Below are 26,895 nucleotides of genomic sequence, written 5' to 3'. Positions count from 1 at the left end.
GCGGCGACGAGGCCCGGCCCCTCCACCCGTCCGGTGACGAAGTTCATCGACGGGCTGCCGATGAAGCCCGCGACGAAGCGGTTGTCGGGGTCGTGGTAGAGGTCGAGCGGCCGGCCCACCTGCTCGATCCGGCCCGCGCGCAGGACCACGATGACGTCGGCGAGCGTCATCGCCTCGACCTGGTCGTGGGTGACGTAGATCATGGTGGCGCCGATCTCGCGGTGAAGCCGCGCCAGCTCCACCCGCATCTCGACGCGCAGCTCGGCGTCGAGGTTCGACAGCGGCTCGTCGAACAGGAACACCTCGGGACCGCGGACGATGGCACGCCCGATGGCGACGCGCTGCCGCTGGCCGCCCGAGAGGGCACGGGGCTTGCGGGCCATGAGCGGCTCGAGCTTGAGGATGCGTGCGGCCTCGGCCACCTTGCGGGCGATCTCGGCCTTCGGATGGCCCGTCATGCGCAGGCCGAAGCTCATGTTCTCGGCCACGGTCATGTGGGGATAGAGCGCGTAGGTCTGGAACACCATGGCCACGCCGCGCTCGGCCGGGTCCATGCGGGTGACGTCGCGCCCGCCGATGCGGATGCGCCCCTCGGTCGTCTCCTCCAGACCGGCAATCATCCGCAGCAGGGTGGACTTGCCGCAACCGGACGGCCCGACGAAGACGCAGAAGGCGCCGTCCGCCACCGCGAGATCCACGCCGTGGATCACCTCGGCCTCGCCGAACCGCTTGACCACACCCTCCAGCGTGACGCCCGACATCCTGCTTCTCCCCCTCAGTGCGTGATTTCGGGAAAGCGCCAGCTTTCCGCCTCGGCCGCGATGCGGGCGGCCGTATCCTTGATCCGCGGCGCGAGCCGCTCCATCGCCGCCAGAGAGGTCCGCGCGGTGGTGGACGTGACCGACAGCGCCCCGAGGACGCGCCCTCCCCTCGTGAGGATGGGGGCTGCGATGCAGATGATGCCCGGCTCGTGCTCCTCCCGGTCCCTGGCATGACCGCTCCTGCGGATCGCCTCCAGCTCGGCCCGGAGGGCTTCGGGCGAGGTGATCGTGTTGGGCGTGAAGGGATGGAAGGCCTGCCGCGCCAGCGCCTCCTCCAGGGCCGGAGAGGGCAGGAAGGCCAGCATCGCCTTGCCGAGGCCGGTGCAGTAGGCCGGGCCGACCTTGCCCGCCTGCGAGAACATCTCGACCGGGCGGGTGGCGTTCAGCTTGTCCACATAAAGAACCTGCGCCCCGTCCATCTGGGCGAGATGGATCGTCTCACCAACCTCTGCGGCAAGCCGCTCGATCCACGGACGCGCGATCGGTGCGAGGCTCGACTGGACCCAGGCGGCATGGGCGAGCCGGACGAGACGGATGCCCAGCGCGTAATGCTGCCGCTCGGGATCGTAGGTCAGCATGCCCTGACTCGTGAGCACCTGAAGGAAGCGGTAGAGCGTCGCCTTGGGATAGGGCACGCGGCTCAGCAGTTCGGAGAAGCGGACGGGTCGCCCTGCCGCCGCCACCGCGTCGAGCACATCGAGAGCCTTGCCCACCGTTCCCCCTTCCGCGCCGCCCGAGCCCATTCCACACGACCCTCCGACACCGATTGACAGGATAGAGGAGTCCCGGTTTAGCTTTCAATATTCAAGACCAAGTTTCGGATAATGGAACCGAGGGAGGAAACCATGACACGGACAACATCCGCTGCGGCGGCGCTTGTGGGACTCGGGCTCGCTGCGACGGCGGCGGTCGGCGAACAGCGCGTCGTCACGTTCAACAGCAACTTCGACGCGGCCCCCCGCGCGATCTGGGAAAGCGTGATCGCCGACTTCGAAGCCGCGCATCCGGACATCGACATCCGGCTCAACAACTTCGACCACGAGGCCTACAAGACGGCGATCCGCAACTTCCTGACAGCCAATCCCCCCGACCTGGCGACCTGGTTCGCCGGCAACCGGATGCGGCCCTTCGTGGAGGCCGGGCTGTTTGCGGACATCAGCGATGTCTGGGAGGAGAACAACCTGAGCGAGGCGATGGGGGCGACCGAAGCCTCCATGACCTTCGACGGCGGCATCTACGGCATCCCCTACACCTATTATCAGTGGGGCATCTACTTCAACCGCGACGCCTACGAGCGGGCGGGGATCGAGCCTCCGGGGACCGAGGGGATGACCTGGGACGAGTTCCTCGCCAATTGCGAGACGTTCCAGGCAGCCGGCATCGACTGCGTGACCACGGGCAGCCGCGCCCTGTGGCCCGTAGCCGGCATCTTCGACTACATCTCGCTGCGGACCAACGGCTACGACTGGCACATGCAGCTGACCAACGGCGAGATCCCGTGGACGGACGACTCCGTGCGCCGGGTCTTTGCCGAACTGGACCGGCTGCGGCCCTTCATCACCGCCAACCATGCCGCCATCGACTGGCAGGATGCGGCCGCGCTGATCGTGCAGGGACGGGCGGCGCATTACGTGATCGGCAACTTCGCCGTGGGCACCTTCCGCGAAGGCGGCATGAGCGACGAGCAGCTGGGCTTCATGGTGTTCCCGGAGATCACCCCCGGCCTGCCCCGCGCCGAGGAGGCGCCGACGGACACGATCCACCTGACCGCGGGCGCCCAGAACCCCGAGGATGCCAAGACCTTCCTGGCCTACATCGCGAGCCCCGAGGCGCAGACGCGGCTCAATGCCGAGGGCGGTCTGCCGCCCAACCGCAATGCCAGCGTGGCGGACGATCCGTTCCTGCAGACGAGCTTCGAGTCGCTGGCCGATGCCTCGGCGCTGGCCCAGTTCTTCGACCGCGACGCGCCGGCCGAGATGGCGCAGGCCGCCATGGAAGGGTTCCAGCAATTCCTGGTCCAGCCCGAGCAGCTCGACGCGATCCTGAACCGGCTCGAGCAGGTGCGCCAAAGGGTCTATGCGGCGCAGTGATCCCGACCGGGCGCCCCCGCTGGCAGGGGCGCCCTCATCCTGACGGCATGACGGGGGCTCCATGGCATCATCGAGACGGCTGAGCCAGCGGCAGGTGGCGCCCTGGCTGTTCCTGGCGCCGGCCCTCGTCATGTTCACGATCTATGTGCTGTGGCCGATCGCCTACAGCGTCACGTTGTCGTTCTACGACTGGAACGGGCTCTATGACCGCGACGGGCAGTTCACGGGCCGCTTCGTGGGCCTGGGCAATTACCGCGAGCTCGCGGGGGACCCGGCCTTCACCGTGTCCTTGTGGAACAACCTCAAGTGGCTGGTGCTCTACATGCTGGCGCTGCCCATCGGGCTGTTCCTGGCGATCTTCCTGAACCAGACGGTGACGGGCATCCGCCTCTACAAGTCCCTGTTCTTCTTTCCCTTCGTCATCAGCCAGGTCGTCGTCGGGCTGATGTTCTCGTGGTTCTACGCGCCGAATTTCGGGCTGTTCTATTCGCTGGTGGAGTGGATCACGGGGCGCGGCGTGGCCGTGCTCGCCGACCCGAACCTCGTGACCTACGGGATCATCGCGGCGGGGCTGTGGCCGCAGATCGCCTATGTGCTGATCCTGTACCTGACGGGGCTCAACAACGTCGCCCCCGATCAGGTCGAGGCCGCGCGGCTGGACGGGGCCAAGGGGTGGCGGATGCTGTGGCACGTGATCCTGCCCCAGCTGCGCCCCGCCACCTTTATCGCCGTGATCGTCACCGTCATCGGCGCGCTGCGCTCCTTCGACCTCGTCTCGATCATGACATCGGGCGGCCCCTTCGGCTCGAGCCGGGTGCTCTCCTACTACATGTACGAGATGGCGCTGGGCGAATACGGATTCCGCATGGGATACGGCGCGGCCATCGCGGTGGTGCTGTTCGCCATCATGATGGTCTTCATCTCGGGCTTCATCTGGCGGATGTGGCGGCAGGAGACGGAGCGCTGACGATGCCCCCGTTCCTTCGCCCGGAGATGTGAGCCCATGTTTCCCCGCCCGATCCAGCAGGCCCCCGCCCCCGCGCGCTGGCTGTATGCCGTGGCGCTGCCCGTGGCGCTGCTCCTGTGGCTGTTTCCGCTTCTGGGCGTGGCGCTGACCTCGCTCCGGCCGGCCTCGGACCTGGCGCAGGGCAATTACTTCGGGATGCCCTCGGCCATCGCCTGGAGCAACTATGTCGAGATCTTCCGCCAGTCGCCCATCGCGCGCTACATGCTCAACAGCCTGTGGGTGACGGTGCCCACGGTGATCGGCTCGATCGCCCTGTCGCTGATGGCGGGCTTCGCGCTGGCGGTGTACCGCTTTCCGTCCAACCTGATCGTGTTCTTCCTGTTCGTGGCGGGCAACTTCGTGCCCTTCCAGATCCTGATGGTGCCCGTGCGCGACATGACGCTGCAGCTGGGCATGTACGACACGTGGTACGGGCTCGCGCTGTTCCACATCGCGTTCCAGACGGGGTTCTGCACGCTGTTCATGCGCAACTTCATCCGCGCCCTGCCCTTCGAGCTGATCGAGGCGGCGCGGGTTGAGGGGGTGGCCGAGTGGCGCATCTTCTGGTTCATCGTGCTGCCCCTGATGCGGCCCGCGATCGCGGCGCTGTCGGTGCTGGTCTTCACCTTCATCTGGAACGACTTCTTCTGGGCCACGGTGCTGACGCAGGGCCCCGACACCCAGCCCATCACGGCCGGCCTCTCGGCGCTGAACGGGCAGTGGATCGCGCAGTGGCACCTGGTCTCGGCCGGCTCGATCCTGGCCGCGCTGCCGCCGGTGCTGATGTTCTTCCTGATGCAGCGGCACTTCATCGCGGGGCTCACGCTCGGGGCCGTGAAGTGAAAACCTGGCGGCTCGATGCCGGCGCCCAGACCCTGGTCCTGGCGACCGGGGGGGGCGTGCCCGAGGCCGTCTGGTGGGGCCCCGCCCTGCCGCCGGACGAGGACCTGGCCGAGCTTGCGCAAGCGGCGCGGATGGACCGGACGGGCGGGATGCTGGATGTCCTCGCGCCCCTGACGCTCTGCCCCGGCCCCGGAGAGCCGTGGCAGGGGCAGCCGGGCCTCGTGCTGGCGGCGGCGGACGGGGCGCCGCTCGTGCCCCGGTTCCGCTTCTCCGATGCCGAGGAGGATGACGAGGCGCTGCGCCTGGTCAGCCGGGCCGAGGGGCTGACGCTGATCCATTCGTTCCGGACCGAACCGACCGGCGTTCTGGTGATGCGCACACGGCTGGAATCGGAGGCGCCGGTGCGGATGCAGTGGCTGGCCGCGCCGGTCCTGCCCGCGCCGCAATCGGGCGACATCCTCGACTTCCATGGCCGCTGGACGCGCGAGTTCCACCCTGTCCTCACCCCTTGGACCCCCGGTATCCGCCTGCGCGAATCCCGCACCGGCCGCTCGGGGCACGAGCATCCGCCCTGGGTCCTGTTCCCGCACGAGGGCGCGCGCTGGACCCAAGGCACCGTTCACGCGCTGCACTACGCCTGGTCGGGCGGGCACCGGAGCGTGGCCGAGGCGCTGCCCGACGGGCGGCGGCAGATCCAGATGGGCCATGCCTGGGGCGCCGAGACCGAGCCCGGCACCGTTTTCGAGACGGCGGACCTGATCGCCTGCATCTCGGTCTCGGGGCTGAACGGGATCGGGGCGACGTTCCAGCGCGACCTGCGCGACCGGGTGGTGCGCTGGCCGGACCCGGCCCGCCCGCGCCCCGTCCACTACAATTGCTGGGAGGCGGTCTATTTCCGCCACGACCTCGGGACCCTGACCGCCATCGCCGACCGCGCGGCCGCGATCGGGGCCGAGCGCTTCGTGCTCGACGACGGCTGGTTCGGCGGATGGGTGAAGGGGCGCGATGACGACACCTCCTCGCTCGGGGACTGGAGCGTGGACCGGCGCAAGTGGCCCGAGGGGCTGCACCCGCTGATCGCGCATGTGCACGGCCTCGGCATGACCTTCGGCCTGTGGGTCGAGCCCGAGATGGCCAACCCCGACAGCGACCTCTTGCGCGTCCATCCCGACTGGGTGCTGGGGCCGGCCGATCAGGCGACGGGGCGCAACCAGCTGGTGCTGGACCTCGGGCGCGCGGAGGTGCGCGACCACCTGTTCGGGGTGCTGGACGCGCTCCTGCGCGAGTATCCCATCGACTACCTGAAGTGGGACCACAACCGCCTGCTGCCCGTCGTCGCGGCCGCCCAGACGCGCGGGACCTATGCCCTGCTCGACCGGCTGCGCGCCGCCCATCCGGGGGTCGAGATCGAGAGCTGCGCCTCGGGCGGGGGGCGCATCGACGCGGGCATCCTGGCGCGGACGCAGCGGGTGTGGTTGTCGGACTGCCTGGATGCGGCCGAGCGGCTCCGGATGCAGGCCGACGCGGCGCTGGTCCTGCCCGCCGCCGTCACGGGCAGCCATGTGGGCGCGGCCACGAGCCACACGACGGGGCGCGTGCTGCCGATGGCGTTCCGCGCCTGGGTCGCAGCCAGCCGCCATTTCGGCTTCGAGATGGACCTGCGCACCCTCTCGGCCGAGGAGGAGGCGGTGCTGCGGACCGTGACCGCCTGGTTCAAGGCCAACCGCGTCTGGACGATGGCGGGCACGATCCACCGCTGCGACACGCCGGACCCGGCGGTGACGGCGGAGGTGCAGGTCGCCGCCGACGGGAGCCGCTTCGTGCTGTTCGCCGGGGTTCTTGACACCACGATCCAGAGCCTGCCGCGTCCCCTGCCGCTCGCCGGCCTCGAGCCCGGGGCGCGCTACCGGGTGCGGCTGGCGAACCCGCAGGACGCGCCCCCCGCCAGCCGGGGCCGGGTCGCGCTGCTCGAGGGGCCGCTGACGCTGAGCGGGGCGGCGCTGATGGGGGCGGGGCTGGCGCTGCCGGTCGCCTGGCCCCACACGATGTGGGTGGTGGAGGGCACGCGCCTCTAGGCGCGGCCGCAACAGGAACAGGATGGGACGGATGAACCGCGCTCTGGGCGTCTGCTACTACCCCGAACACTGGCCCGAGGAATGGTGGGAGACGGACGCCGCGCGCATGCGCGAGGCGGGCCTGACCTGGGTGCGCATCGGCGAGTTCGCCTGGAGCCGGATGGAGCCCGAGCCTGGCCGCTTCGACTGGGACTGGCTCGACCGGGCGATCGCCACGCTGCGCGGGGCGGGGCTGAAGGTCGTGCTAGGCACGCCGACCGCCACGCCGCCGCGCTGGATGCTGGAGCGTCACCCCGACATGCTGGCGGTGGACGCCGAGGGACGCCCGCGGGGCTTCGGATCGCGCCGGCATTACGATTTCAGCCACGCAGGCTATCGCGCGGAATGCGCGCGCATCGTCGAGGCGCTGGCTCGGCGCTATGGCCGCGAGGTGCAGGCCTGGCAGACCGACAACGAGTATGCCTGCCACGACACGGTCCTGTCCTATTCCCCCGCCGCGCTCGCCGCGTTCCGTGAGTGGCTGGCGCGCCGCTACCAGTCGCCGCAGGCGCTCAACCGCGCTTGGGGCAACGTGTTCTGGTCGATGGAATATGCGAGCTTCGACGAGATCGGCCTGCCCAACCTCACCGTGACCGAGGCCAACCCGGCGCACCGCATGGCCTTTCGCCGCTTCGCCTCGGAGCAGGTGGCCAGCTTCAACCGCCTTCAGGCGGAGATCATCCGCCGCCATTCGGACGCGCCGGTGGCGCACAACTTCATGGGGCGCATCACCGACTTCGACCACTGGGCGGTAGGGGCGGACCTCGAGATCGCGGCGTGGGACAGCTACCCCCTGGGCTTCCTGTCCGACCGGCTCGAGTTTCCACCCGAGCACCGGCGGCGCTTCGTGCGGCAGGGGGACCCGGACTTCCAGGCCTTTCACCACGACCTCTACCGCGCCGTGGGGCGTGGGCGGTGGTGGATCATGGAGCAGCAGCCGGGACCGGTGAACTGGGCGCCATGGAACCCCGATCCGCTGCCCGGCATGGCCCGCCTCTGGGCCTGGGAGGCCTTCGCCCACGGGGCCGAGGCGGTCTGCTTCTTCCGCTGGCGGCAGGCGCCCTTCGCGCAGGAGCAGATGCATGCGGGCCTTCTGCGCCCCGACAGCGAACCCGCCCCCGCCCTGGCCGAGGCCGCGCAGGTCGCGCGCGAGATCGCGGACATGCCCGAAACGGGCACGGGCAGGTCGCCCGTCGCGCTGGTCTTCGACTACGAGAGCGCCTGGGCCTGGTCGATCCAGCCGCAGGGGCGCGACTTCGACTATTTCCGCCTGGTGTTCGCCTGGTACCGGTCGCTGCGGCGGCTGGGGCTCAGCATCGACATCATCCCCCCCGACACGGCCGACCTGTCGGCGTGGCGCGTCGTGCTGGCCCCCGGCGTGGCCACGCTGCCCCCCGCCTTCCTGTCCGCTCTGGGCCGCCACGAGGGCCATGCCCTGGTCGGCCCGCGCGCCAACAGCAAGACGGCCGAGTTCGCCATCCCCGTGCCGCTGCCGCCCAACCTGCCGGGCCTCGAGGCGACGGTCGCGCGGGTCGAGAGCCTGCCGCCCGACATCCCCGTGCCGCTCGAGGCCGGCGGGCAGGTCCTGCACTGGCGCGAGAAGGTCGAGGGATCGGCGGAGGTCGTGGAGCGGTTCGACGACGGCTGGCCGGCGATCCTGCGGCACGGGCGGCTGCGCTATCTGGCCGGCTGGCCAGACGACGAGGCGCTGGATCGCATTCTCGGAACACTGGCGGACGAGGCAGGGCTCGCGGTCGAGCGGATGCCGGAAGGGCTGCGGCAGCGGGACGGAACCACGCACCGGTTCTGGTTCAACTACAACGCGGTGCCGGTCGAATGGCGCGGCATCACGATCCCCCCGGCTGGCGTGCACTGGGCGCCACTGGACCCGTAGGTCCCGCCGCTCCGGCTCCCGCCGGGGTGCGCGCCGCAAGGTGCCGCCCCGGTCCATGCTACCATAGCGGGACTCGACAGACGGAGCCTCGCGTGCTTTGATCGTGCCGGCAATCCTGGAGGAGGAGGACAAGCCATGGCCTGGAAGAAGCCCGTCCTGCGCGAAGTCGCCTGCGGCATGGAAATCAACATGTACGGACCGGCCGAGGACGACCGCCGCGACGACACCGTGTTCTGACGCACGGCCTTGCGCCTGCGCATCTTGGGCGCGGGTGCGGGTGGCGGTCTGCCGCAGTGGAATTGCGGATGCGCGATCTGCTCGGCCGCGCGGTCCGGGCAGATCGCGAGCATGAGCCAGTCCTCGATCGCCCTGTCGAGCGATGGAGCGCGCTGGGTCGTCGTCAACGCGTCACCCGACCTGCGGGTGCAGCTGGCAGCCCATCCGCCGCTCCATCCGACGAGCTTGCGGCAAAGTCCGCTCGTGGCCGTGATCCTGACGAACGGCGATATCGATCATGTCGCCGGTCTTCTGAGTCTGCGCGAAGGCTCGCCCTTCACGCTCCATGCGACGGGCACCGTCCTCGGGACGCTGGCCCATGACAGGGTCTTCGGCGTGCTGGCTCCCGACAGGGTGCGGCGAGAGGCCATGGAGCTGGAGCGGACCTTCGAGGCGGCGGGCCTGACGGTGACGGCCTTCGCCGTGCCCGGCAAGGTCGCGCTCTACCTCGAAGGCGAGCGGCCCGATCCGGGGGCACTGGGGGAGGAGACGGTGGCTCTGGACATCCGCGCCAACGGGCGGCGCGTGATCTATGCCCCCGCCTGCGCCGCCCTGCCCGACTGGCTGATCGAGCGGATGGAGGGCGCCGACGTGGTCCTGTTCGACGGCACCGTGTATCACGACGACGACATGATCCGTGCAGGCTGCGGCTCCAAGACGGGTCGGCGGATGGGGCATGTTCCCATGACGGGCCCGGAGGGAAGCCTGTCGCGGCTTGCGACAATGGGGGGGCGGCGGATCTTCATCCACATCAACAACACCAATCCCGTCCTGCTGCCGGGTCCCGAACGCGACGCCATCCATGCCGCCGGATGGGAGATCGCCGCCGACGGGCAGGAGATCGTCCCGTGAGCGCGCCGGACAGCCGAACCGCCCTCGAGGCCCGCCTTCGCGCGGTCGGGGCCGAACGCTATCACGACAAGCACCCGTTTCACGCCCGTCTTCACGGCGGCCAGTGTTCGATGACCGAGGTGCAGGCCTGGGTCATCAACCGGTGGTATTACCAGAGCCGCATCCCTATGAAGGATGCCGCGCTCATGTCGCGGATGGAGGACCCGGACCTGCGCCGCATCTGGCGCTCGCGGCTGGAGGATCACGACGGCGGCCTTGCGGAAGGCGGCGGCATCCGGCGGTGGCTGCGTCTGGCCGAGGCGGTGGGCCTCGACCCGGCCTTTGTCGCAAGCGGCCGCGGTGTCCTGCCTGCGACGCGCTTTGCCGTGGACGCCTATGTCCGCTTCGTGCGCGAGGCGCCGCTCGTGGCTGCGCTGGCCTCGTCGCTCACCGAACTGTTCGCGCCTGCGATCCATGAGCGGCGCATCGCGGGGCTGCTCGAGCACTATGCCTTCGCCAGCCCGGAGACGCTGGCCTATTTCCGCCAGAGGCTGAACGAGGCGCCCAAGGACGTCGCCTTCACCCTGGGGTGGGTCCTCGATCATGCGCGCACGCCGGCCGATCAGGATGCGGCCGTCGCGGCACTCGTGTTCAAGACGGATGTGCTCTGGGCGCAGCTCGATGCGCTGTGGCATGCCTATGTGGAGGGCCATCCCCCGCCCGGAGCCTGGAGGCCGGGCGAAGGGCAGGCCGTCCGCGCGCCCGGCGGAGGCTGACCGTGGCGGGCGGCGCTGTCCCTGACCGGGTGCCGCGCCTGCCGAGGGGGGTGCGGCTGCATGACGACCGCGTGCGCGCCTGCCGGGTGCTGCTCGGACCCGAACGGGCGCTGATGCTGGACGAGGTCGGCGCCGCCATCCTCGACGAGGTGGACGGGATGCAAAGCCTGTCGGTCATCTCGGCCCGGCTCGCCGCGCGCTATCTTGCGCCCGAGGCGGAGATCCGCGCCGACGTGGAGGTGTTCCTGACCGACCTGGCCGAGCGCCGCCTGGTGGAGTGGAGCGATGCCTGAAGGAGTCCTGCCCCCTCCCCCGCCGCCGATCGCCCTGCTGGCGGAGCTCACGCATCGCTGCCCGCTGTCCTGCCCCTACTGCTCCAATCCGACCGAGCTGGTCGCCCGGGCGGCTGAACTCGACACGGCGGAATGGGTCCGCCTGTTCCGCGAAGCCGCGGAGATGGGCGTGCTTCAGCTGCATCTCTCTGGCGGCGAGCCGGCATCGCGGCGCGATCTCGAGACCCTTGTGGCGGAGGCCCGGAGCGCTGGCCTCTACGTGAACCTGGTGACCTCGGGGATCGGGTTGACGGAGGCACGGCTCGACCGGCTGGAGGCGGCGGGCCTCGACCATGTGCAGCTTTCCCTTCAGGGGGTGCGGGCGGACATCTCCGACCGGATCGGGGGACTGACGGGCGGGTTCGAACGCAAGATCGCCGTGGCGCGATCGGTCGTGGCACGGGGTCTGCCGCTGACCCTGAACGCGGTCATGCATCGGCAGAACCTCGATGATCTGGAAGCGACGATCGCGCTGGCGGTCGAGCTGGGGGCCCGGCGCATCGAGGTGGCCTGCGTGCAGTTCCACGGCTGGGCCATGCTGAACCGCGGCGCCCTGATGCCGACCCGCGAGCAGACGGATCGCGCCAAGCGCATCGTGGCCGACGCCCGGGACCGGCTGCGGGGCCGGCTGGTGATCGATTTCGTTCCCCCCGACTGGCACGCCGACCTGCCCAAGGCCTGCATGGGCGGCTGGGGCTCGACGGGCCTCAACATCGCCCCCGACGGCACGGTGCTGCCCTGCCATGGAGCCGCCTCCATCCCCGGACTCGTCTTTCCCAATGTCCGGCAGGTGTCGCTGGCCTGGGCCTGGGCGGAGAGCGCGGCGTTCAACGCCTTTCGGGGAACGGCCTGGATGCCCGAGCCCTGCCGCTCCTGCGACCGTCGCGCGGTGGATCACGGCGGCTGCCGGTGCCAGGCCATGGCGGTGCTGGGCGATGCGCGCGCTCCCGACCCGGTCTGCCGCCGAACCCCTGGCCGGGCTGCCCTCGACCGGCTTCTGGCCGACGCGCTCGCCTCGGACAGCGGCCTGACGATGCGCGCCCCGCCCCGCTAGGGACGGGCCTTGCATGCCGTATCAAGCCATGAGGTCGCCGCCAGAGTCCGCCGGACGGGTCCCTCAGGGCGCGATGCGCCTGATCTCGTAGCGGACCCGCACCCGGCAGTCGGCCATGCCGAAGGCGGCCAGGATCGCCTGTTCGCCCCCCTCGATGCGGCTGCGGGTGGACAGGACCCCCACCACACGCTCGGGTGCCACCAGCGTCATGTCGAGAGTCACGCCTACCTCCACGCAGGGGCCGTCCCCGCACTCGCGGCCGCGGATGTTGTCCGAGAGCCAGCGGTTCGGTCCGGTCTGCCGCCATTCATAGGCCGACATCCCCGAGATTTCGGGCTCGGGCATGTTGTCGGCCAGCCGCGCGGGATGGAACCGCCCGCCCCAGGCGACGCGGGCGGCCGGCGCCTCGGTCCGCGCCGCGGCCAGGGCGCCGGCCAGGATGGCCGGGCAGCCGGTCATGCCTTGACCCGTCGTGCGCCACTGCCACAGCCCGTCGAGGGGCACGAGCGGCGCGTCGGGCGGTTCCTTCACCGGGCAGTCGCCCTGCCCGCCATAGGCGGCGTTGATCTCGGCCCGCGCCCGCGCGGTGCGATAGACCATGCCCGCGCTGCGGTCGATCACCACCGTCTGCGCCCGCACGTCGCCGGCAAAGCCCTCGGGCGCGGCATCTGCCACCCCGTGCAGGACGGTTAGCGACTCCGGGTCCACCATGGCCGTGCATTCGCAGCCCCCGCCGGCGGTGCAGATGGCCGTGACCTCGCCCAGGATGTTGCCGGGATCGGTGCGGCGGATGATCTCCTGCGCGGCGGCTGGCAGGGCGAGCGCCAGGGCGAGCGGCCCGGTCAGGGTGAGGGAGCGGAACATCAGCGGGCCTCCAAGAGATGGGGAGCGAACAGGATCAGCGCCTCCTCGGCGTCGAGATCGGCCAGCGCCGTGCCGCCGAGCGCCCGCATCTGCGGCGAGGGGGCGGCCGGGTCCGGGGCGGCCGGCGCGGCCCCGCCGCCCATCAATGCGCCGAGCATCTCGAGCATCGCCCGGTCATTGCCGTCAAACTCGTCTCCGGACAGAAGCCCTTCAAGCGCCGCCGCCCCCATCCCCAGCGCCGCCGCCATGCCCTCGGGCGCGCCGGTCATCCAGGGCGGGCCGCTCCAGTCCTCGCCCGGTCGGGCCTCGAGCCGCAGGATCGCGCCAACGGGCTGCATCGCCGATCCGAGCGACCCCATGAGCTGCCCGCGCCAGGCATCGCCGCCCCAAGGTGCGCCGCTGAACACCATCGCCATCCCGTCGGATGCGACCAGCGACAGGTTCAGCGTCTCGCCCGCGACCGCGCCCGTCACGTCGCCCGAAAGCCCCGGCGCGGGGCCGAGATCGGGCGCGGTGACGAAGCTGCCCGACACCGCGACGTTACCCGCATCCTGCATCAGTTCGAGCAGCAGGAACAGCGCCTGGTCCTGCGGGTTGCCGGGCATGTCCAGCGCTCCGAACCAGATCCCCTGCATCGGCCCGGCCGCAGCCGTATCGGGCTCGGGTTCCGGCTGGGCCGCAGCCGCCATCTCCTCGAGCGAGCCCACAAGCGCGAGAAGCGCCAGCATGTCGGCTTCGGCCGGCGCGCCCAGGGTGCAGATCGTGTCGAGGGTTGCGGGGAAGCAGAACGCGCTGCTTGCCTGCCGGGGGTTGACGGTGGCGATCACCGCGCTGTCGGCCAGCCGCACCATGTCGAAGACCGGCCGAACGGCGGCCTCGCCCGCCGCGGTGGTCGGCCGCTCGGGCCGAGTGATGCCATAGCCTGGCATAAGCGAGAGGCTCAGGCCGACCTCGGGCACGCGGATCTCGCAGGGAGCAAACCCCGCCCCGTCGCAGCGGAAGGCGACCTCCTCCTCCGCCGCCGCCGCTGCGGGCGCGGCCCCCGGTCCGGGCACCGGCGCGGCCCCGGCGCGCACCACCAGCACCTCCTGCCCCGCGACGGTGCGGCCCAGTTCGGGGTGCTCGGCGACATAGCGCAGCAGGTATTCGCCTGGCGCCTCGGGCGCGGTCAGTTCGACCGAGCCGCCCTCGGCCCAGGCCCAGCCGAAGCCGCCCGACATGTCCTCGTCATTGCCCGGCGCGATCATGTCGATCCAGTCGCCGGGAAAGCGCGGGCCGGTGAAGGAAACAGTGAACTGCTCGCCCGGCGCGACGACCATGGGAAAGTCGAGCGTCGCGGCAACGGCGCCCGGGGCGGATGTATCGGCGCCCGCCGCCACGCGCAGAAGCTGCTCGGCGATGCTGTGCCGACCGGCGGTCGGGTGGTCGATCACGTAGCGCAGGACGAAGTCGCCCGGCTCGGGGACCAGCAGATCGCCGGCAACCCCATCCGTGACCGTGACCGGAAGCGACGACCGGCTCTTCGACCAGTCGAAGGCGTAGTCATCGAGTTCGGCGATCTCGACGTAGCTCGGGAAGCGGCCGGGGTCGGCGGCGCCGGAAATCGCCACCGTCAGCCAGTCGCCGTCCGGCGCCGTCTCGGGCGCCATGAGCCGCACCCGCGCGCGCAGCGCGGCGACCTCAGCCATGTCGGCGAGGATCTCTGCCGCCAACGTCTCGGATTGCGGCGTCAGGATGCGCGCGTCGGGCTTGAGCCCGGCGGCGAAATGGGTGCCGCCGCCGAAATAGCCGTTGTCGCGCATCAGATCGACCTCGGTGCCGTAACCGAGCAGCAGGCAGCGCGCCTCGGCCACGAAGAAGCTGCCTGCGGGCTCGAAGCTGAAGGCCGCGCATTCCTCGTTGGCCAGACACAGGGCCTGGCAGGCCTGGGGCTGAGTGCCCGGCAGCATCGCAAGCCGCTCGCCCCGCCAGCCCTCGGCGGCGCCGTCGCCGGTGGTCATGAGGTAGGCGAAGGGCAGCCATTCGGGTCCGCCTGTGCCGGTCCAGCCGGTGACGGGTGGCGGTGACGGCAGCTCGGCCGCGGCGGTGGTGGCCGGCGTCAGCGTCGCCGGGCAGGGATCGACGCCCGCCGGCCCGCCGAAGCCCGCCAGGCCGGGCGCGACCGCGCCCGCCAGTTCGACCCGGCGGTTCTGCGCCCGGCCCGCCTCGCTGTCGTTCGGGGCGACCGGCCGGTCGAAGCTGAAGCCCTGCGCGGTCAGGCTCGCCGCCGGCACCCCTGCGGCCACCAGCCAGTCGCGCACCGCCCCTGCCCGCGCCTCGGACAACGCCTGGTTGTAGGCGTGGCTGCCGACGCTGTCGGTATGCCCCTCGATTCGCCAGTCGCCGCCGAGCGCGAGGATCGCATCGCGCGCCGCCACCAAGGCGGGCAGGCTGTCGGGGCGCAGCGTGGCGCGATTGAAGTCGAAGCTGACGCCGTCCAGGGCCACCCGACCCTCCTCGGCCAGCGCCGTCACCAGCGCCTGACAGGGCAGAGCCTCGGCCCGCGCAACGCCGCTACCCTCTGCGACGAGGAGAGCCGCAACCGCAAGAGCCCCCGGCCGCACTGTGCCATTCCAGATCATCCCGGCCCACCCGTGCTTGTTGCGCGCCGAAGGATAGGTTGGGCTTGGCAGACCGGACTACTCCCATATGGTAGGGTATGACCCGTATTCCGCCCCGCCGTTTCGCACGGCTGCACGATGCCCTGATTGCCGCGATCGGCCGGCATGTGGAGGATGCGCCAGTCCCCGCGGCGGCGGACCTTCATGCCGCACGGACCCTTCTTTCCGATCTGCCGCCGCCTGCCGTCACCCCGCGTGCCTGGCTGAACGTGCGGGCCGACGGCAGGGTGACGGATTGCAACGCGCGGGCGGCCGCGCTGTTCGCCCTGCGCGGCCGCGGCACCATCGTCCCGGGCGTGGCGGCGGCGCTGGCCCGGCCCCCCGAACTGCGGCGGGTCTTCTGGCTCGAGACGGCAGGGGGCGGGGTGCTTCTGGTGCAGGCCACGGCGCTGCCCGACAGCCGAAGCTGGCATCTTGTCGAGGCGCCGCCCGCGGGTTCGGACTGGCTGGGCCAGATCATGGCCGCGCTGTATGGCCTGACTCCGCGCGAGGTCACGATCGCTCTCGGGCTGCTGGCCGGAGGGACGGCCGAAACGATCGCGGCGGAGGAGGGCCGGACACTCGGCACCGTGCGGCAGGCCATCAAGGGTCTCCTGGCCAAGATGGGGGTCCGCAGCCAGGCGCAGGCGATCGCCCGGATGGCGACGCTCGCGGTGGCGGGGGCAGCCTGTCAAACCGACGCGCTCGCCCTGACCCCCGGCCCGCCGGCCTTCCGCCAGACGGTCGCCGCCGCCGGTCCGGCGACGGTCTGGCGTCTGGGCGAATCGGGTGGGCAGCCGCTCCTGTTCCTGCACGGCGCACTCTACGGCGTGCTCGGCCGGCCTCAGGCCGCGGCCGAGGCGCGCCTGTTCGGCTTCGACGTGATCGCGCCGGTGCGGCCCGGCTATGGGGAGGTGCCGCTGCCCGCTGGCGCCGACCCTGTCGCGCTGGCAGTCGAGCAGGCGGTCGGCATCCTCGATGCGCTGGGCATCGGGCGGGCGATCATTCTCGCCCACGACGTGGGCACCGTCTATGCCTGTGCCGTGGCCGCGGCCCATCCCGGCCGTGTGGCCGGCCTGGTTGCCGCGCCCGTGACGCCACCAATGGACGAGCCGGGGCAGATCGCCGGCATGCCGCCTCGGCACAGGCTCTATGCCGTAGCCGCCCAGCGGGTGCCCCATCTAATGGAAAGCCTTGTGCGGCTGGGGCTTCGCCGGGTGGCGCTTGAGGGCGCCTCCGCCATCCCCCGCCTCGTCTTCGCCGGCTGCGACCACGACCACGATGTGATGGCGGACCCTGCGGCGCTGCCGGTGCTCGAGCATCTGCACGACTTCGCGCTGGAGCAGGACGCGCGCGGCTTCATCGCCGACATGTTCGTGACGAACCGCGACTGGTCGGCCAAGCTTCAGGAGGTGACCTGCCCGGTGGTCCTGCTGCACGGGGCGAGAAGCCGCACCGTCTCGCTGTCCGCCGTCCGCCGGATGGCGGAGCGGCTGCCCCGCTGCGATCTCGTGGTCGTCGAGGAAGCCGGCCACACCCTGCCGCTGAGCCACGCGGCCCTCCCGCTGCGGGCGGCGCTGCGCCTCGGGCTGGATCGGGGAGGTTGATGCGCAGGAGCCACCGGACAACCCCGAAGCCGTCGAACGAGGCGAGGACCTCTCCCGACCGCGCGGACCCGAGAGACCGGGGGGCCGCGGATGCCGAACGGCGCGAGCGGAAACGTTCCGCGAAGATCGCGGGGCTCCGACCACGGTGCACGCCCGGTCTCTCCCCTTCCGACATCTCCGGCTGACCTGCTCTCCGGGGTTTCTTCCAATCCGGGATCGATCCGAGCGAGACCGAGGCGAGGTCCGCTAAGACCCTCCGGCGAGGACCGGAGCACCGGCATCCGAGGGAGCACAAGGAAGGACCGGGCCTGCCAGAACGCTGCGGCGAGCACGGGACGGGCAGGCTGGCCGGAGCTGGCCGCTTGGCACGCGGATCACGGGGGTATTTCTCAGGGACCGCGCCCGGAGCGAACCGGACGCCCGGCCGAGATCGGTCAGAGAGCAGGCGACCTTTCCCGTCACCCGTCCATCTTCAGCGCCGAGATGAACGCCTCCTGCGGAATGTCCACCTTGCCGAACTGACGCATGCGCTTCTTGCCGGCCTTCTGCTTCTCGAGAAGCTTGCGCTTGCGCGTGGCGTCGCCGCCGTAGCACTTGGCGGTCACGTCCTTTCGCAGCGCCGAGAGCGTCTCGCGCGCGATGACCTTGCCGCCGATGGCGGCCTGGATGGGGATCTGGAACATGTGGCGGGGGATCAGCTCCTTGAGCTTTTCCACCATGGCGCGGCCGCGCGTCTCGGCCCGGTCGCGATGGACCATCATGGAGAGCGCGTCCACCGGCTCGCCGTTCACCAGGATCTGCATCTTCACCAGGTTGTCCTGCCGGTAGCCGGTGATCTGGTAGTCGAAGCTTGCATAGCCCTTGGTCACGGACTTGAGGCGGTCGTAGAAGTCGAACACCACCTCGTTGAGCGGCAGGTCGTATTCGACCATCGCGCGGCTGCCGGCATAGGTCAGGTTGAGCTGGATGCCCCGGCGATCCTGGCAGAGCTTGAGCACGTCGCCCAGATACTCGTCCGGGACCAGGATGGTCGCCTTGATCCGCGGCTCCTCGATATGGTCCACCAGGGTGAGGTCCGGCATGTCGGCGGGGTTGTGCAGGTCCCGCATCGTGCCGTCCTTCATGTGCAGGTGATAGACGACGCTGGGCGCGGTGGTGATGAGATCGAGGTCGTATTCGCGCTCGAGCCTGTCGCGGATCACCTCCAGATGCAGGAGGCCCAGAAAGCCGCAGCGGAAGCCGAAGCCGAGTGCGGCCGATGTCTCCATCTCGTAGCTGAAGGAAGCGTCGTTGAGGGCGAGCTTCTCGATGGCGTCGCGCAGATCCTCGAACTGGGCGGCGTCCACGGGAAACAGGCCGCAGAACACGACCGGCTGGGCGGGCTTGAACCCGGGCAACGGCGTGTCGGTGCCGCGGCGCTCGTGGGTGATCGTGTCGCCCACGCGCGTGTCGCGGACCTGCTTGATCGAGGCGGTGAACACGCCGATCTCGCCGGGGCCGAGTTCGGCGATATCCTTCATCTGGGGACGCAGGACGGCGAGCTTGTCGATGCCGTAGACGGCACCCGTGGCCATCATCCGGATGCGGTCGCCCTTGCGCACCACGCCGTCCATCACGCGGATCATCACGACGACGCCGAGATAGGGGTCGTACCAGGAATCCACGAGCATCGCCTTGAGCGGCGCGTCGCGGTCGCCCCTGGGTGGCGGGAGGCGGTGGACGATGGCCTCGAGCACGTCGGGGATGCCGAGGCCCGACTTGGCGGAGATCAGCACGGCGTCGGAGGCATCGAGCCCGATCACGTCCTCGATCTGGGCGCGCACGCGGTCCGGATCGGCCGCCGGCAGGTCGATCTTGTTCAGGACGGGCACGATCTCGTGGCCCGCGTCGATGGCCTGATAGACGTTGGCGAGCGTCTGCGCCTCGACCCCCTGGGAGGCGTCCACCACGAGGAGCGAGCCCTCGACCGCGCGCATGGAGCGGCTGACCTCGTAGGCAAAGTCCACGTGACCGGGCGTGTCGATGAGGTTGAGAACGTAGTCCTGGCCGTCCTTCGCACGATAGTCGAGGCGGACGGTGTTGGCCTTGATGGTGATGCCGCGCTCGCGCTCGATCTCCATCGAGTCGAGGATCTGGTCCTTCATGTCGCGGTCGGCGACGGTGCCGGTCGCCTGGATCAGGCGGTCGGCCAACGTGGACTTGCCGTGGTCGATATGGGCCACGATGGAGAAGTTGCGGATGCGCGCGGGGTCGGTCATGCGGCTGGCTATGGGGCCGGCGGGGGCGCGCGTCAAGGAAGGGCCCCTGCGTCACGGGGCCGTCATGGCGCTGTCACGCTCCTGTAACGCGGAGGCGCCAAGGGGTCCCGGATCGGCAAGGACGGAGGACCCGATGAACCCGACACGGATCGCGCTGACCTCGGCGCTCGCGCTGGCGGCGGGGATGGCGGCGGCGCAGGACGCGGCGGAGCGCGGCCATGCCTTCAACCGCGTGGCGAGCTTTCCGGTGACGGCCAACATGGCGGAGGGCGAGGACCGCTCGCGCGAGTCCTCGGCCGAGATCATCGACGCCTCGGACGATGGCACCGTGCTGATCTACACCGACAGCCCGCTGGGCGTGGTCGGCTTCATCGACATCGCGGACCCGGCCGATCCCAGGCCGCTCGGCGCGGTGGAGATGGAGGGGGAGCCCACGGCCGCCTCCGTGCTCGGGCGGACGGCCTTCGTGGCGGTGAACACGTCCGAGAGCTTCACCGAGCCTTCGGGGCATCTCGTGGCGCTCGACCTCGACTCGCAGGAGGAACTGGCACGCTGCGACCTGGGCGGGCAGCCCGACTCGACCGCGCTGGCCCCCGACGGGTCGTTCCTGGCGGTGGCGATCGAGAACGAGCGCGACGAGGAGGCGGGCGACGGCCGCGTGGGGCAGATGCCCGCGGGCTGGGTCAGCATCGTCCCCGTGACGGACGGGCTGCCCGATTGCGAGGGGATCGTGCGGGCGGACGTGACGGGCCTGGCCGAGATCGCGCCGGAGGACCCCGAGCCGGAGTTCGTCCACATCAACGCCCGGGGCGAGATCGCCGTCACCTTGCAGGAGAACAACCACATCGTCGTGCTGTCGCGCGAGGGCGAGGTGCTGTCGCACTTCTCCGCCGGGACGGTGGACCTGGAGGGGATCGACACGCGGCGCGACGGGGCGATCCTGGCGACCGGGGACCAGCCGGGCCGCCTGCGCGAGCCCGACGGCATCCAGTGGATCGATGACGACCACTTCGCCACCGCCAACGAAGGCGACATGGACGGCGGCTCGCGCTCGGTCACGATCTGGAACAAGGATGGCACCGTCGTCTGGGAGAGCGGCGCCGATCTCGAGCGGGCGATCGTGGAGATCGGGCATTATCCCGATCACCGGTCGCATTCGAAGGGCAACGAACCGGAGGGTCTGGCCTTCGGCGTCTTCGACGGGGTGCCGCTGCTGTTCGTCCTGTCCGAGCGGTCGTCGGTCGTGGCTGTCTATGACGTCACGGACCCGGCGGCGCCGGTCCTGACGCAGCTCCTGCCCTCGGGGATCAGCCCGGAGGGCGCGGTGGCGATCCCGTCGCGCGGGCTGCTGGCCACGGCCAACGAGGCGGACCTCGGCGAGGACGGCTCGGCGCGGTCGCATGTCATGATCTACGAGTGGCAGGAGGGCGCGCCCGTCTATCCGCACCTGACCTCGGCCGGCACGGAGGCGCCGGAGGGCGGGCCGCTGGGCTGGGGCGCGCTGTCAGGCTTGGTCGCGGACCCGGAGCGGCCGGGGACCCTCTACGCGGTCAGCGACAGCGTGCTGGGAATGCAGCCCACGATCTTCACGATCGACGCCACGCAGGTGCCCGCGCGGATCACCGGCGCCCTGCGGGTGACGCGCGGCGGGTTCCCGGCGCAGAAGCTGGACCTGGAGGGGATCGCGCTCGATGGCGAGGGGGGCTTCTGGGTCGTGACCGAGGGGCGGTCGGACCGGCTGGTGCCGCATGGTCTGATCCGCGTGGGCGCCGACGGGGCGATCCGCGAGGAGATCGGGTTCCCCCCTGCCCTGCTCGACCACGAGACGCGGTTCGGGGCCGAGGGGGTGACGGTGATCGACGGGGTGGTGTGGATCGCCATCCAGCGGCCCTGGCGCGACGACCCGGAGAACCACGTGAAGCTCGTGTCCTACAACCCCGCCTCGGCCGAGTGGAGGGCGGTGCGCTACGAGACGGCCGCACCCACGGACGGCGGCTGGGTGGGCCTGGGCGACATGACGGTGCACGGGGACCACGTCTATCTGATCGAGCGCGACAACCATCTGGGCGAGATGGCGCGCACGAAGCTCGTCACCCGCGTGCCCCTCGCGGAGATGGTGCCCGCCCCGCTCGGGGGCGAGTTGCCGGTGGTCACGCGCGAGGTGGTGCGCGACCTGCTGGAGGACCTGACCGCGACGGGGGGCTATGTCGTGGACAAGGTCGAGGGGCTGGCCATCGACGGCGAGGGGACGATGTGGCTCGTCACCGACAATGACGGGGTGCAGGACAGTTCGGGCGAGACGCTGTTCTGGAGCGTGCCGCTCGAGCCGTGATCGGCCCGCGGCGGTGTCGCCGGCCCCGCTTCCGGCGACACCGTATCCCGAACGTGTCGGGGCCGTTGCGCCGCCGCGCCGGGGTCGCCATGATGGCCGGCGGGCAGGAAGCGGAGGTCGGGCGATGGCGCAGCGACGGAAAGGGCGCGAGCCTGCGGCAGGGCGCGCGCGGTGGCGGCGGGGTGCCCTGGGCGCTGCCGTGGTCGCCCTGCTGGTCCTGGGCGGATGCGGCGGGCGCGTGTCCGGCGCGATCGGTCAGGCCTGCCTGAACTCGGGCCGCGACGCCGCCAATCCGCGGCTGTGTTCCTGCATCCAGAGCGTCGCCAACCAGACGCTCACCTCTGCCGAGCAGCGCCGCGCGGCCCGCTTCTTCCGCGAGCCGCAACTGGCGCAGGACACCCGGCAGTCGAGCGATTCCGGCGATTCAGCCTTCTGGCGGCGCTATCGCGCCTTTGCCGACCGCGCCACGGCGGTCTGCGGCCCGCGGATCGGCTGAATCCGCCGGCCGCCTGGCGCTGCCTCAGCCGCCGGAGCCCTCACCGTGCGAATGGCCGTGCCCATGGCCATGCCCGGCCTCATGGCCGTGGCCGCCGGCCAGCCGGGACCGGTCCACCGGCACCTCCAGTTCGATCTCGCCCGCGACTTCGAAGACGAGAGTCAGCGGGATAAGGTCCCCGTCCTCCCACGGCTCGGTCAGGCCGAGGAACATGACGTGGTGCCCTCCGCGCTCCAGGACGAGCTCGCCGTCGGTGGGCAGGGGGAAGCCCTCCTCGACCTCCATCATGCGCGCGACCCCGTCGGCGTCGATCTCGTGCGTGTGCAGCTCGACCCGCTCGGCAGCGGGCGATTCGGCGCGCACGAGGCGGTCGTCGGGGCCGCCGTGGTTGTGGATGACCATGAACGCCGCGCCGGATTGCGCTGCGGGTCCCGCCGAGATGGCGAAGGCGTCGTGAATTTCGACCCCCTCGCCGGCCCATGCGGCGGGCGCCGTCAGAAGCGCGGCGAGAGCAAGGGCAAGGCGTTGAGACATCGGGTAACTCCCGTTGATGATGCGGTCGCGGAGCGGCTATCACGGCCTCGCGGGGTTGGCCATGCGGCGTCCCGTCCCGCAAGTCCGGCTTCGCACGGCCCGTTCTGGCGTCCGACGGCCCGCCTCCCTAGGGTCGCTCGCGGGAGGGTCGAATGGATCGCACGCTGGCAGGCATGGCCCTGATGCTGGGCTTCGTGGCGACCGCGCCCCTGATCGACGTCGCGTCCAAGCTGGCGTCCCAGACCGTGCCCGTGGGGCAGATCACGGCTGTCCGGTTCCTGGTGCAGGGCCTCGTCACCCTGCCCTTCGCGGGTCTGGTTGCGCTGCGGGTCCCGCGTCCGCTCCTGTGGCCCCTGCTCGCCCGTGCGGCATGCCTCGTGGTCTCCACCTTCGCCTTCGTGTCGGCGGTCGCCGTCATGCCGATCGCGGATGCGCTGGCGATCGTGTTCGTGATGCCCTTTGTGCTGCTCTTTCTCGGGCGGCTGCTGATGGGCGACGCGGTGGGGCCGCGCCGGATCGCGGCCTCCGTGCTGGGCTTTGCGGGATCGCTGCTGGTGATGCGCCCGGCCTGGGACAGCTACGGGACGACGGCGTTGTGGCCGCTGGTCACGGCAGTGTCCTTCGCCTTCTACATGCTCCTGACGCGGAGCCTGTCGCCGCGGCTCGGGCCAGCGGAGATGCAGGTGCAGACATCGTGGCTGGCGGTCGTGCTCTGCCTGCCTCTCCTCGGATTGGGGGCGGCGTCCGGGCAGCCTGCGCTTGCCCCCGTCTGGCCTGCGGGGCTCGCCTGGGCCTGGCTTGCGGGGGTGGGGGTCGCCTCTGCGCTCGCGCACGGGCTGATGACGCTCGCGCTGCGGCTGGCGCCATCGGCCACGCTCGCCCCCCTCAACTACCTGGAAATCGTGTCGGCGGCCGCGCTCGGCTATCTGGTCTTCGGGGACTGGCCGGACGGGCCGACCTGGGCGGGGATCGGGGTGATCGTGGTGTCGGGACTCTACGTCATCCATCGCGAGCGGGTGGCCAGCGCGGAGCGGCGGTCAGAGCTTCTGCCAGCCGCGACAGCTCGGCGCGGGGAAGGATGAGCAGCAGGCCCGGACCATCGGGCTGCAGGACCACCGGTCCGATCGATTCGTTCGAGGTCCCGATCCGGCCGAGCGGGTCGAGAACCAGATCCGTCGTGGACCAGCGCAGCCCCACCGAGTCCACCCGGACCTGCCCGAGCGGAAACAGCGACACGAGCACGCCGCCACCGAGACCCAGATCGAGGCGCGGCGGCAGATGACAGGTGACGGTTTGCGGGCCCACCAGGATGCAGGGTCGTTCGGCCCGCCGCACCAGGCCGTGCAGCGCCGCCAGGGCATGGTCGAGCCGGCCGCCCTCGAACCCGACCGCCAGCACAAGGGGCGCCGCGATCCGCGACAGGGCCTTGTCGAAGTCGGTCGTCTCCTGCTCGGGCACCACATGAACGCGCGGGCCGAGCACCGCACGGGCGCCGGCCGACAGGCTGTCCATGTCCCCGATCACCGCCTCGGGCTGAAGCCCGAGCGCAAGGGCGCGATCCGCCCCGCTGTCCGCCGCAACGAGGCGCGGCGCGAGCCGCAGCGCCTCGGTGAGGTCGTCGGGCCCGAAGGGCGCCCCCCCCACCAGCGTCACTGCCTCTTGCGCGTGGACGACCGTGCCGCCCATCATGGAATTGTTCACCAACATCGGACGTCGCCCCGAAACCGCCAAGAAAAGAACCCCTCCCCTGCCCTGCCGTGATGCGCTCTCGGCTCAATCGCGCTTCACCCTGCACCTCGGGACAGGAAGAAAGCGAGCATTCCCATGGTCGGATCCCACAAAATCCTAACGGTCTCGTACGGGACCTTCTCCTGCACGCTCGAGGGGTTCGATGATTCCTTCGGGACGATGAAGGCCATCGCGGAATACTTCCGCGACCTCGCCGCGGAGGACCGCTATTTCGGAGCCGTGCCCCCGACGCCGGACGCCGAGATGCTGGCGCGCATCGCCGAAAAGGAGATCGCGCGCCGGGTCGAGGCGCGGATGGAAGCGTCGGGCATCGTGCTCAGGGCGGCGCTGGCTGGCGACATGGTGGCGGCGCCGGAGCCTGTGGCAGGTGCCGGACCGGGCGCGGCGCATGGAGAGGTGCCGCCCGCAACCCGCACCCCACCCGAGACGCAGCCCGTGCCCGCCGCCGAGGCGGAGCCACTGGTGCCTCCGCGCCCGGCGATCCAGCCGGGCACGTCGGACGGGCTCGCCGCCCGCCTTGAGCGTATCAGGGCAGTCGCCGGCCGTGCGGCCCTGTCCTCCCCGGAAGAGGAGGAGATCCGGCCGGCGGCCGCGGCGGTCCCGCCGGCCGGGGAACCGCGGCCCGACCCGGCGACGGCCCCCGGATCGGACAGCGCGATAGCCGCCGAGGCCACGGAGGATGCCACCGAGCTCGCCGCACCGGAGACGGAGAGCCGCCACTCCGCGGTCTTGCCCGAAGAGGTGACCGCTCCGGCTCTGGGGTCCGGTGCGCAGGACGCCTCTCCGCACCCCAGCACGGAGACGCCCGTCTGGCCCCGCGTCATCCGTCTGCCGAGAGCCGCCGCCGAGAAGATGGAGGAGGCGGACGCCGCCGAGGATGCCGAAGCGGTCTCGCCGGACCGGCCGACCGAACCGCGCCGTCTCAGCGCCGAGGAGGAAGCCGACCTCCAGGCCGAACTGGCCGCCATCGAGGCCGAACTGGCCGCGACGGCGCCTGCGTCGGAGCCGGAGCAGGGCCCCGCAACGGCGGAGCCGGCATCCGCCGGCGACATGGCCGACCTGGCCCGCTCCGCTGCGGCGGCGGCGGCCGCGGCAATGGCCGCCAGCGTTGCAGAGAGGGCGGCCGAGGCGCTCCGCCCCTCGCCCGAGGAGCCCGCGCGCGCCGACCGCCGCCCGGTCGAGGCGGAGCCCGAAACCGCCCCCGCGGCGAAAGCCGGGGAGGCAGGTGCCGACGCGGACGAGGACGCATCCGGCCCGTCTGTGACCGCCGCTCGCGACAGCGGCGACGGGGCGACCCAGCCCGAGCTGCCTCTGGCGGCGGATGCGCTGTTTGCCGCCGCAGCGGTCTCCCCGATTGTCGAGGCGGCGCCGGACCGACCGGAGGAGGACGCCGACCTGCCGCCGGACAGGGCAGCGGCAGCAAGGGTGGATGCCTTCCTTGCCGAACTGGAGAACCGGGACGGCATCGCGACGCCCGCTGTGCCGGCGGCGGAGACAGCTGCCGAGCCGCTCCCGGCCGACATCGCTGCAGACCCGACCGGCGAGACGGGTTCCGAGCCGGTCGTCGCGTCGGACGAGGGCAAGGATGGAGACGCGAGCGCCGGCCCCGCGCCGCTGCCCGCCGCGCGTCACGGTCTGCCCGAAGGTCCCGACGGCGACGAGGCTGCCGTCTCGCGTCTGCTGAGCCGCACGGACGAGGTGCTGCTCGACCCCGAGACGCAGCGCCGCCGCGAGGCCATCGCCCAGCTCAAGGCCGCCGTGGCCGCGACGGAAGCTGCCCGGCGCCTCAGAGGGAATGCGGACGAGCCCGATCACGAGGCGGATCGCACCGAGGTGTTCCGTCAGGATCTGCGGGAGACGGTGCGCCCCCGCCGCCCGGTGGCCACCACGGCGCTCGAGCGGTCCCGACCGGCGCCGCTCCGGCTCGTTGCCAGCCAGCGCGTGGATCTGCCGGCCCCCGAGCCGGCGCCGCGCGCCGCACCGGCCGCGGCGGCCGGTCCGGTCAGACCGCGCCGGGTGACGCTCGACAGCCTCGGATCCGAGGCGACCGCACGACCCGAAGCCGTGCGCCAGGTGGCCTCGTCGTTTGCCGCCTTTGCGGCCGAGACGGGGGCGACCTCCCTCAAGGACATCCTGGAGGCGGCAGCGGTCTATACCGCCGTGATCGAGGGCGAGGAGGATTTCTCCCGACCGCAGATCATCGAGAAGGTCCGCGAGGTGTCGTCCGACCGCTTCTCGCGGGAAGACGGACTGCGGTCGTTCGGAGCGCTGCTCCGGGAAGGACGTATCACCCGAGTGCGGGGCGGACGGTTCCAGGTCTCGGAAGACAGCCGGTTCCATCCGGGCCAGCGCACGGGCTGATCGGACCCCATCGCGGCG

At 71.2% G+C, this 26,895-nt stretch carries 22 protein-coding genes; 15 read left to right on the top strand and 7 right to left on the bottom strand.

All coding sequences use genetic code 11. The features are described 5' to 3' along the window. Window positions 1–761: ABC transporter ATP-binding protein (locus tag GT358_RS05690; RefSeq protein ID WP_166581597.1), on the bottom strand; the 761-nt coding region annotated here is incomplete at its 3' end. Between the two features lie 14 nt (window positions 762–775). Further along, window positions 776–1,564 (bottom strand): IclR family transcriptional regulator, encoded by a 789-nt coding sequence (locus GT358_RS05685; protein ID WP_166581596.1) that lies wholly within the window; start codon window positions 1,562–1,564, stop codon window positions 776–778. 102 nt (window positions 1,565–1,666) lie between these two features. On the opposite strand from GT358_RS05685, the gene GT358_RS05680 reads away from it, so the two are divergent. The 10 genes from GT358_RS05680 to pqqE all read left to right on the top strand — a co-directional run bounded on the left by GT358_RS05680 (window position 1,667) and on the right by pqqE (window position 12,037). Then, on the top strand, window positions 1,667–2,911 hold the full coding sequence (locus GT358_RS05680; protein WP_166581595.1) for an ABC transporter substrate-binding protein: 1,245 nt from the start codon (window positions 1,667–1,669) through the stop codon (window positions 2,909–2,911). A 61-nt stretch (window positions 2,912–2,972) separates the two neighbouring features. Then, entirely contained in the window at window positions 2,973–3,878 is a 906-nt protein-coding gene (locus tag GT358_RS05675; RefSeq protein ID WP_208103330.1) for a carbohydrate ABC transporter permease, read from the top strand. 36 nt (window positions 3,879–3,914) lie between these two features. Continuing rightward, a complete protein-coding gene (locus GT358_RS05670) occupies window positions 3,915–4,760 on the top strand; it encodes a carbohydrate ABC transporter permease (RefSeq protein ID WP_166581594.1) in 846 nt (281 codons plus the stop codon). Continuing rightward, on the top strand, window positions 4,757–6,835 hold the full coding sequence (locus tag GT358_RS05665; protein ID WP_166581593.1) for an alpha-galactosidase: 2,079 nt from the start codon (window positions 4,757–4,759) through the stop codon (window positions 6,833–6,835). Before GT358_RS05670 ends, GT358_RS05665 begins: the two co-directional genes overlap by 4 nt. A 31-nt stretch (window positions 6,836–6,866) precedes the next feature. Continuing rightward, window positions 6,867–8,768, top strand: a complete 1,902-nt coding sequence (locus tag GT358_RS05660) for a beta-galactosidase (RefSeq protein ID WP_166581592.1) — start codon at window positions 6,867–6,869, stop codon at window positions 8,766–8,768. A gap of 135 nt (window positions 8,769–8,903) precedes the next feature. Beyond that, the gene (gene pqqA, locus GT358_RS05655; RefSeq protein ID WP_166581591.1) at window positions 8,904–9,005 is read left to right on the top strand and encodes a pyrroloquinoline quinone precursor peptide PqqA; all 102 of its coding nucleotides are present in this window, start codon (window positions 8,904–8,906) and stop codon (window positions 9,003–9,005) included. A 9-nt stretch (window positions 9,006–9,014) separates the two neighbouring features. After that, a complete protein-coding gene (gene pqqB / locus GT358_RS05650; protein WP_166581590.1) occupies window positions 9,015–9,896 on the top strand; it encodes a pyrroloquinoline quinone biosynthesis protein PqqB in 882 nt (293 codons plus the stop codon). After that, on the top strand, window positions 9,893–10,651 hold the full coding sequence (gene pqqC / locus GT358_RS05645; RefSeq protein WP_371416225.1) for a pyrroloquinoline-quinone synthase PqqC: 759 nt from the start codon (window positions 9,893–9,895) through the stop codon (window positions 10,649–10,651). Before pqqB ends, pqqC begins: the two co-directional genes overlap by 4 nt. A gap of 2 nt (window positions 10,652–10,653) precedes the next feature. Beyond that, window positions 10,654–10,944: a pyrroloquinoline quinone biosynthesis peptide chaperone PqqD gene (pqqD, locus tag GT358_RS05640; protein ID WP_166581588.1), complete on the top strand. Its 291-nt coding sequence runs from the start codon at window positions 10,654–10,656 to the stop codon at window positions 10,942–10,944. Further along, complete coding sequence (gene pqqE / locus GT358_RS05635) at window positions 10,937–12,037, top strand: pyrroloquinoline quinone biosynthesis protein PqqE (protein WP_166581587.1); 1,101 nt, start codon at window positions 10,937–10,939, stop codon at window positions 12,035–12,037. Before pqqD ends, pqqE begins: the two co-directional genes overlap by 8 nt. Window positions 12,038–12,100: 63 nt before the next feature. On the opposite strand, the gene GT358_RS05630 is transcribed toward pqqE, so the two are convergent. Further along, window positions 12,101–12,901, bottom strand: coding sequence for a hypothetical protein (locus GT358_RS05630; RefSeq protein WP_166581586.1), 801 nt, complete (start codon window positions 12,899–12,901; stop codon window positions 12,101–12,103). Continuing rightward, window positions 12,901–15,522, bottom strand: coding sequence for an OmpA family protein (locus GT358_RS16480; RefSeq protein ID WP_208103329.1), 2,622 nt, complete (start codon window positions 15,520–15,522; stop codon window positions 12,901–12,903). Before GT358_RS16480 ends, GT358_RS05630 begins: the two co-directional genes overlap by 1 nt. A 77-nt stretch (window positions 15,523–15,599) precedes the next feature. Here GT358_RS16480 and GT358_RS05620 point away from each other — a divergent pair, with 77 nt between their 5' ends. Next, on the top strand, window positions 15,600–17,147 hold the full coding sequence (locus tag GT358_RS05620) for an alpha/beta fold hydrolase (RefSeq protein WP_166581585.1): 1,548 nt from the start codon (window positions 15,600–15,602) through the stop codon (window positions 17,145–17,147). Window positions 17,148–17,605: 458 nt separating this feature from the next. Here the strand turns inward: GT358_RS05620 and lepA are convergent, their stop codons facing one another. Then, window positions 17,606–19,405: a translation elongation factor 4 gene (gene lepA / locus GT358_RS05615; protein WP_166581584.1), complete on the bottom strand. Its 1,800-nt coding sequence runs from the start codon at window positions 19,403–19,405 to the stop codon at window positions 17,606–17,608. Between the two features lie 133 nt (window positions 19,406–19,538). Between lepA and GT358_RS05610 the strand changes: the two genes are divergently transcribed. Together GT358_RS05610 and GT358_RS05605 are read left to right on the top strand one after the other, a co-directional pair. Then, complete coding sequence (locus GT358_RS05610) at window positions 19,539–21,737, top strand: esterase-like activity of phytase family protein (RefSeq protein WP_166581583.1); 2,199 nt, start codon at window positions 19,539–19,541, stop codon at window positions 21,735–21,737. Between the two features lie 124 nt (window positions 21,738–21,861). Then, complete coding sequence (locus tag GT358_RS05605; protein ID WP_166581582.1) at window positions 21,862–22,233, top strand: arginine transporter; 372 nt, start codon at window positions 21,862–21,864, stop codon at window positions 22,231–22,233. Between the two features lie 24 nt (window positions 22,234–22,257). Here the strand turns inward: GT358_RS05605 and GT358_RS05600 are convergent, their stop codons facing one another. After that, window positions 22,258–22,767 carry a copper chaperone PCu(A)C gene (locus GT358_RS05600; RefSeq protein ID WP_166581581.1) on the bottom strand — a complete coding sequence of 170 codons (510 nt, stop codon included), beginning with the start codon at window positions 22,765–22,767 and terminating at the stop codon, window positions 22,258–22,260. A gap of 152 nt (window positions 22,768–22,919) precedes the next feature. Here GT358_RS05600 and GT358_RS05595 point away from each other — a divergent pair, with 152 nt between their 5' ends. Next, on the top strand, window positions 22,920–23,849 hold the full coding sequence (locus tag GT358_RS05595; protein WP_243730710.1) for a DMT family transporter: 930 nt from the start codon (window positions 22,920–22,922) through the stop codon (window positions 23,847–23,849). Here the strand turns inward: GT358_RS05595 and GT358_RS05590 are convergent. Then, window positions 23,767–24,474, bottom strand: a complete 708-nt coding sequence (locus tag GT358_RS05590; protein ID WP_243730709.1) for a thiamine diphosphokinase — start codon at window positions 24,472–24,474, stop codon at window positions 23,767–23,769. The genes GT358_RS05595 and GT358_RS05590 overlap by 83 nt on opposite strands. Window positions 24,475–24,591: 117 nt before the next feature. On the opposite strand from GT358_RS05590, the gene GT358_RS05585 reads away from it, so the two are divergent. Continuing rightward, window positions 24,592–26,877 (top strand): hypothetical protein, encoded by a 2,286-nt coding sequence (locus tag GT358_RS05585; RefSeq protein ID WP_166581580.1) that lies wholly within the window; start codon window positions 24,592–24,594, stop codon window positions 26,875–26,877. The last annotated feature ends 18 nt before the right edge of the window (window positions 26,878–26,895 follow it).

This window comes from Rubellimicrobium sp. CFH 75288 (assembly GCF_009904055.1).
Taxonomy (GTDB): domain Bacteria; phylum Pseudomonadota; class Alphaproteobacteria; order Rhodobacterales; family Rhodobacteraceae; genus Rubellimicrobium.
Note: the sequence above shows the minus strand (reverse complement) of the source record. Positions and strands in the feature narration are given on the sequence as shown.

What these genes read in the sequence shown, in the direction of transcription:
- GT358_RS05670 (WP_166581594.1), top strand. Translation starts at nt 3,915, where the DNA reads ATGTTTCCCCGCCCGATCCAGCAGGCCCCCGCCCCCGCGCGCTGGCTG.
- pqqA (WP_166581591.1), top strand. Translation starts at nt 8,904, where the DNA reads ATGGCCTGGAAGAAGCCCGTCCTGCGCGAAGTCGCCTGCGGCATGGAA.
- lepA (WP_166581584.1), bottom strand. Translation starts at nt 19,405, where the DNA reads ATGACCGACCCCGCGCGCATCCGCAACTTCTCCATCGTGGCCCATATC.
- GT358_RS05680 (WP_166581595.1), top strand. Translation starts at nt 1,667, where the DNA reads ATGACACGGACAACATCCGCTGCGGCGGCGCTTGTGGGACTCGGGCTC.
- GT358_RS05620 (WP_166581585.1), top strand. Translation starts at nt 15,600, where the DNA reads ATGACCCGTATTCCGCCCCGCCGTTTCGCACGGCTGCACGATGCCCTG.
- GT358_RS16480 (WP_208103329.1), bottom strand. Translation starts at nt 15,522, where the DNA reads ATGATCTGGAATGGCACAGTGCGGCCGGGGGCTCTTGCGGTTGCGGCT.
- pqqE (WP_166581587.1), top strand. Translation starts at nt 10,937, where the DNA reads ATGCCTGAAGGAGTCCTGCCCCCTCCCCCGCCGCCGATCGCCCTGCTG.
- GT358_RS05605 (WP_166581582.1), top strand. Translation starts at nt 21,862, where the DNA reads ATGGCGCAGCGACGGAAAGGGCGCGAGCCTGCGGCAGGGCGCGCGCGG.
- GT358_RS05600 (WP_166581581.1), bottom strand. Translation starts at nt 22,767, where the DNA reads ATGTCTCAACGCCTTGCCCTTGCTCTCGCCGCGCTTCTGACGGCGCCC.
- GT358_RS05630 (WP_166581586.1), bottom strand. Translation starts at nt 12,901, where the DNA reads ATGTTCCGCTCCCTCACCCTGACCGGGCCGCTCGCCCTGGCGCTCGCC.
- GT358_RS05595 (WP_243730710.1), top strand. Translation starts at nt 22,920, where the DNA reads ATGGATCGCACGCTGGCAGGCATGGCCCTGATGCTGGGCTTCGTGGCG.
- GT358_RS05660 (WP_166581592.1), top strand. Translation starts at nt 6,867, where the DNA reads ATGAACCGCGCTCTGGGCGTCTGCTACTACCCCGAACACTGGCCCGAG.
- GT358_RS05675 (WP_208103330.1), top strand. Translation starts at nt 2,973, where the DNA reads ATGGCATCATCGAGACGGCTGAGCCAGCGGCAGGTGGCGCCCTGGCTG.
- GT358_RS05590 (WP_243730709.1), bottom strand. Translation starts at nt 24,474, where the DNA reads ATGTTGGTGAACAATTCCATGATGGGCGGCACGGTCGTCCACGCGCAA.
- GT358_RS05610 (WP_166581583.1), top strand. Translation starts at nt 19,539, where the DNA reads ATGAACCCGACACGGATCGCGCTGACCTCGGCGCTCGCGCTGGCGGCG.
- GT358_RS05685 (WP_166581596.1), bottom strand. Translation starts at nt 1,564, where the DNA reads ATGGGCTCGGGCGGCGCGGAAGGGGGAACGGTGGGCAAGGCTCTCGAT.
- GT358_RS05585 (WP_166581580.1), top strand. Translation starts at nt 24,592, where the DNA reads ATGGTCGGATCCCACAAAATCCTAACGGTCTCGTACGGGACCTTCTCC.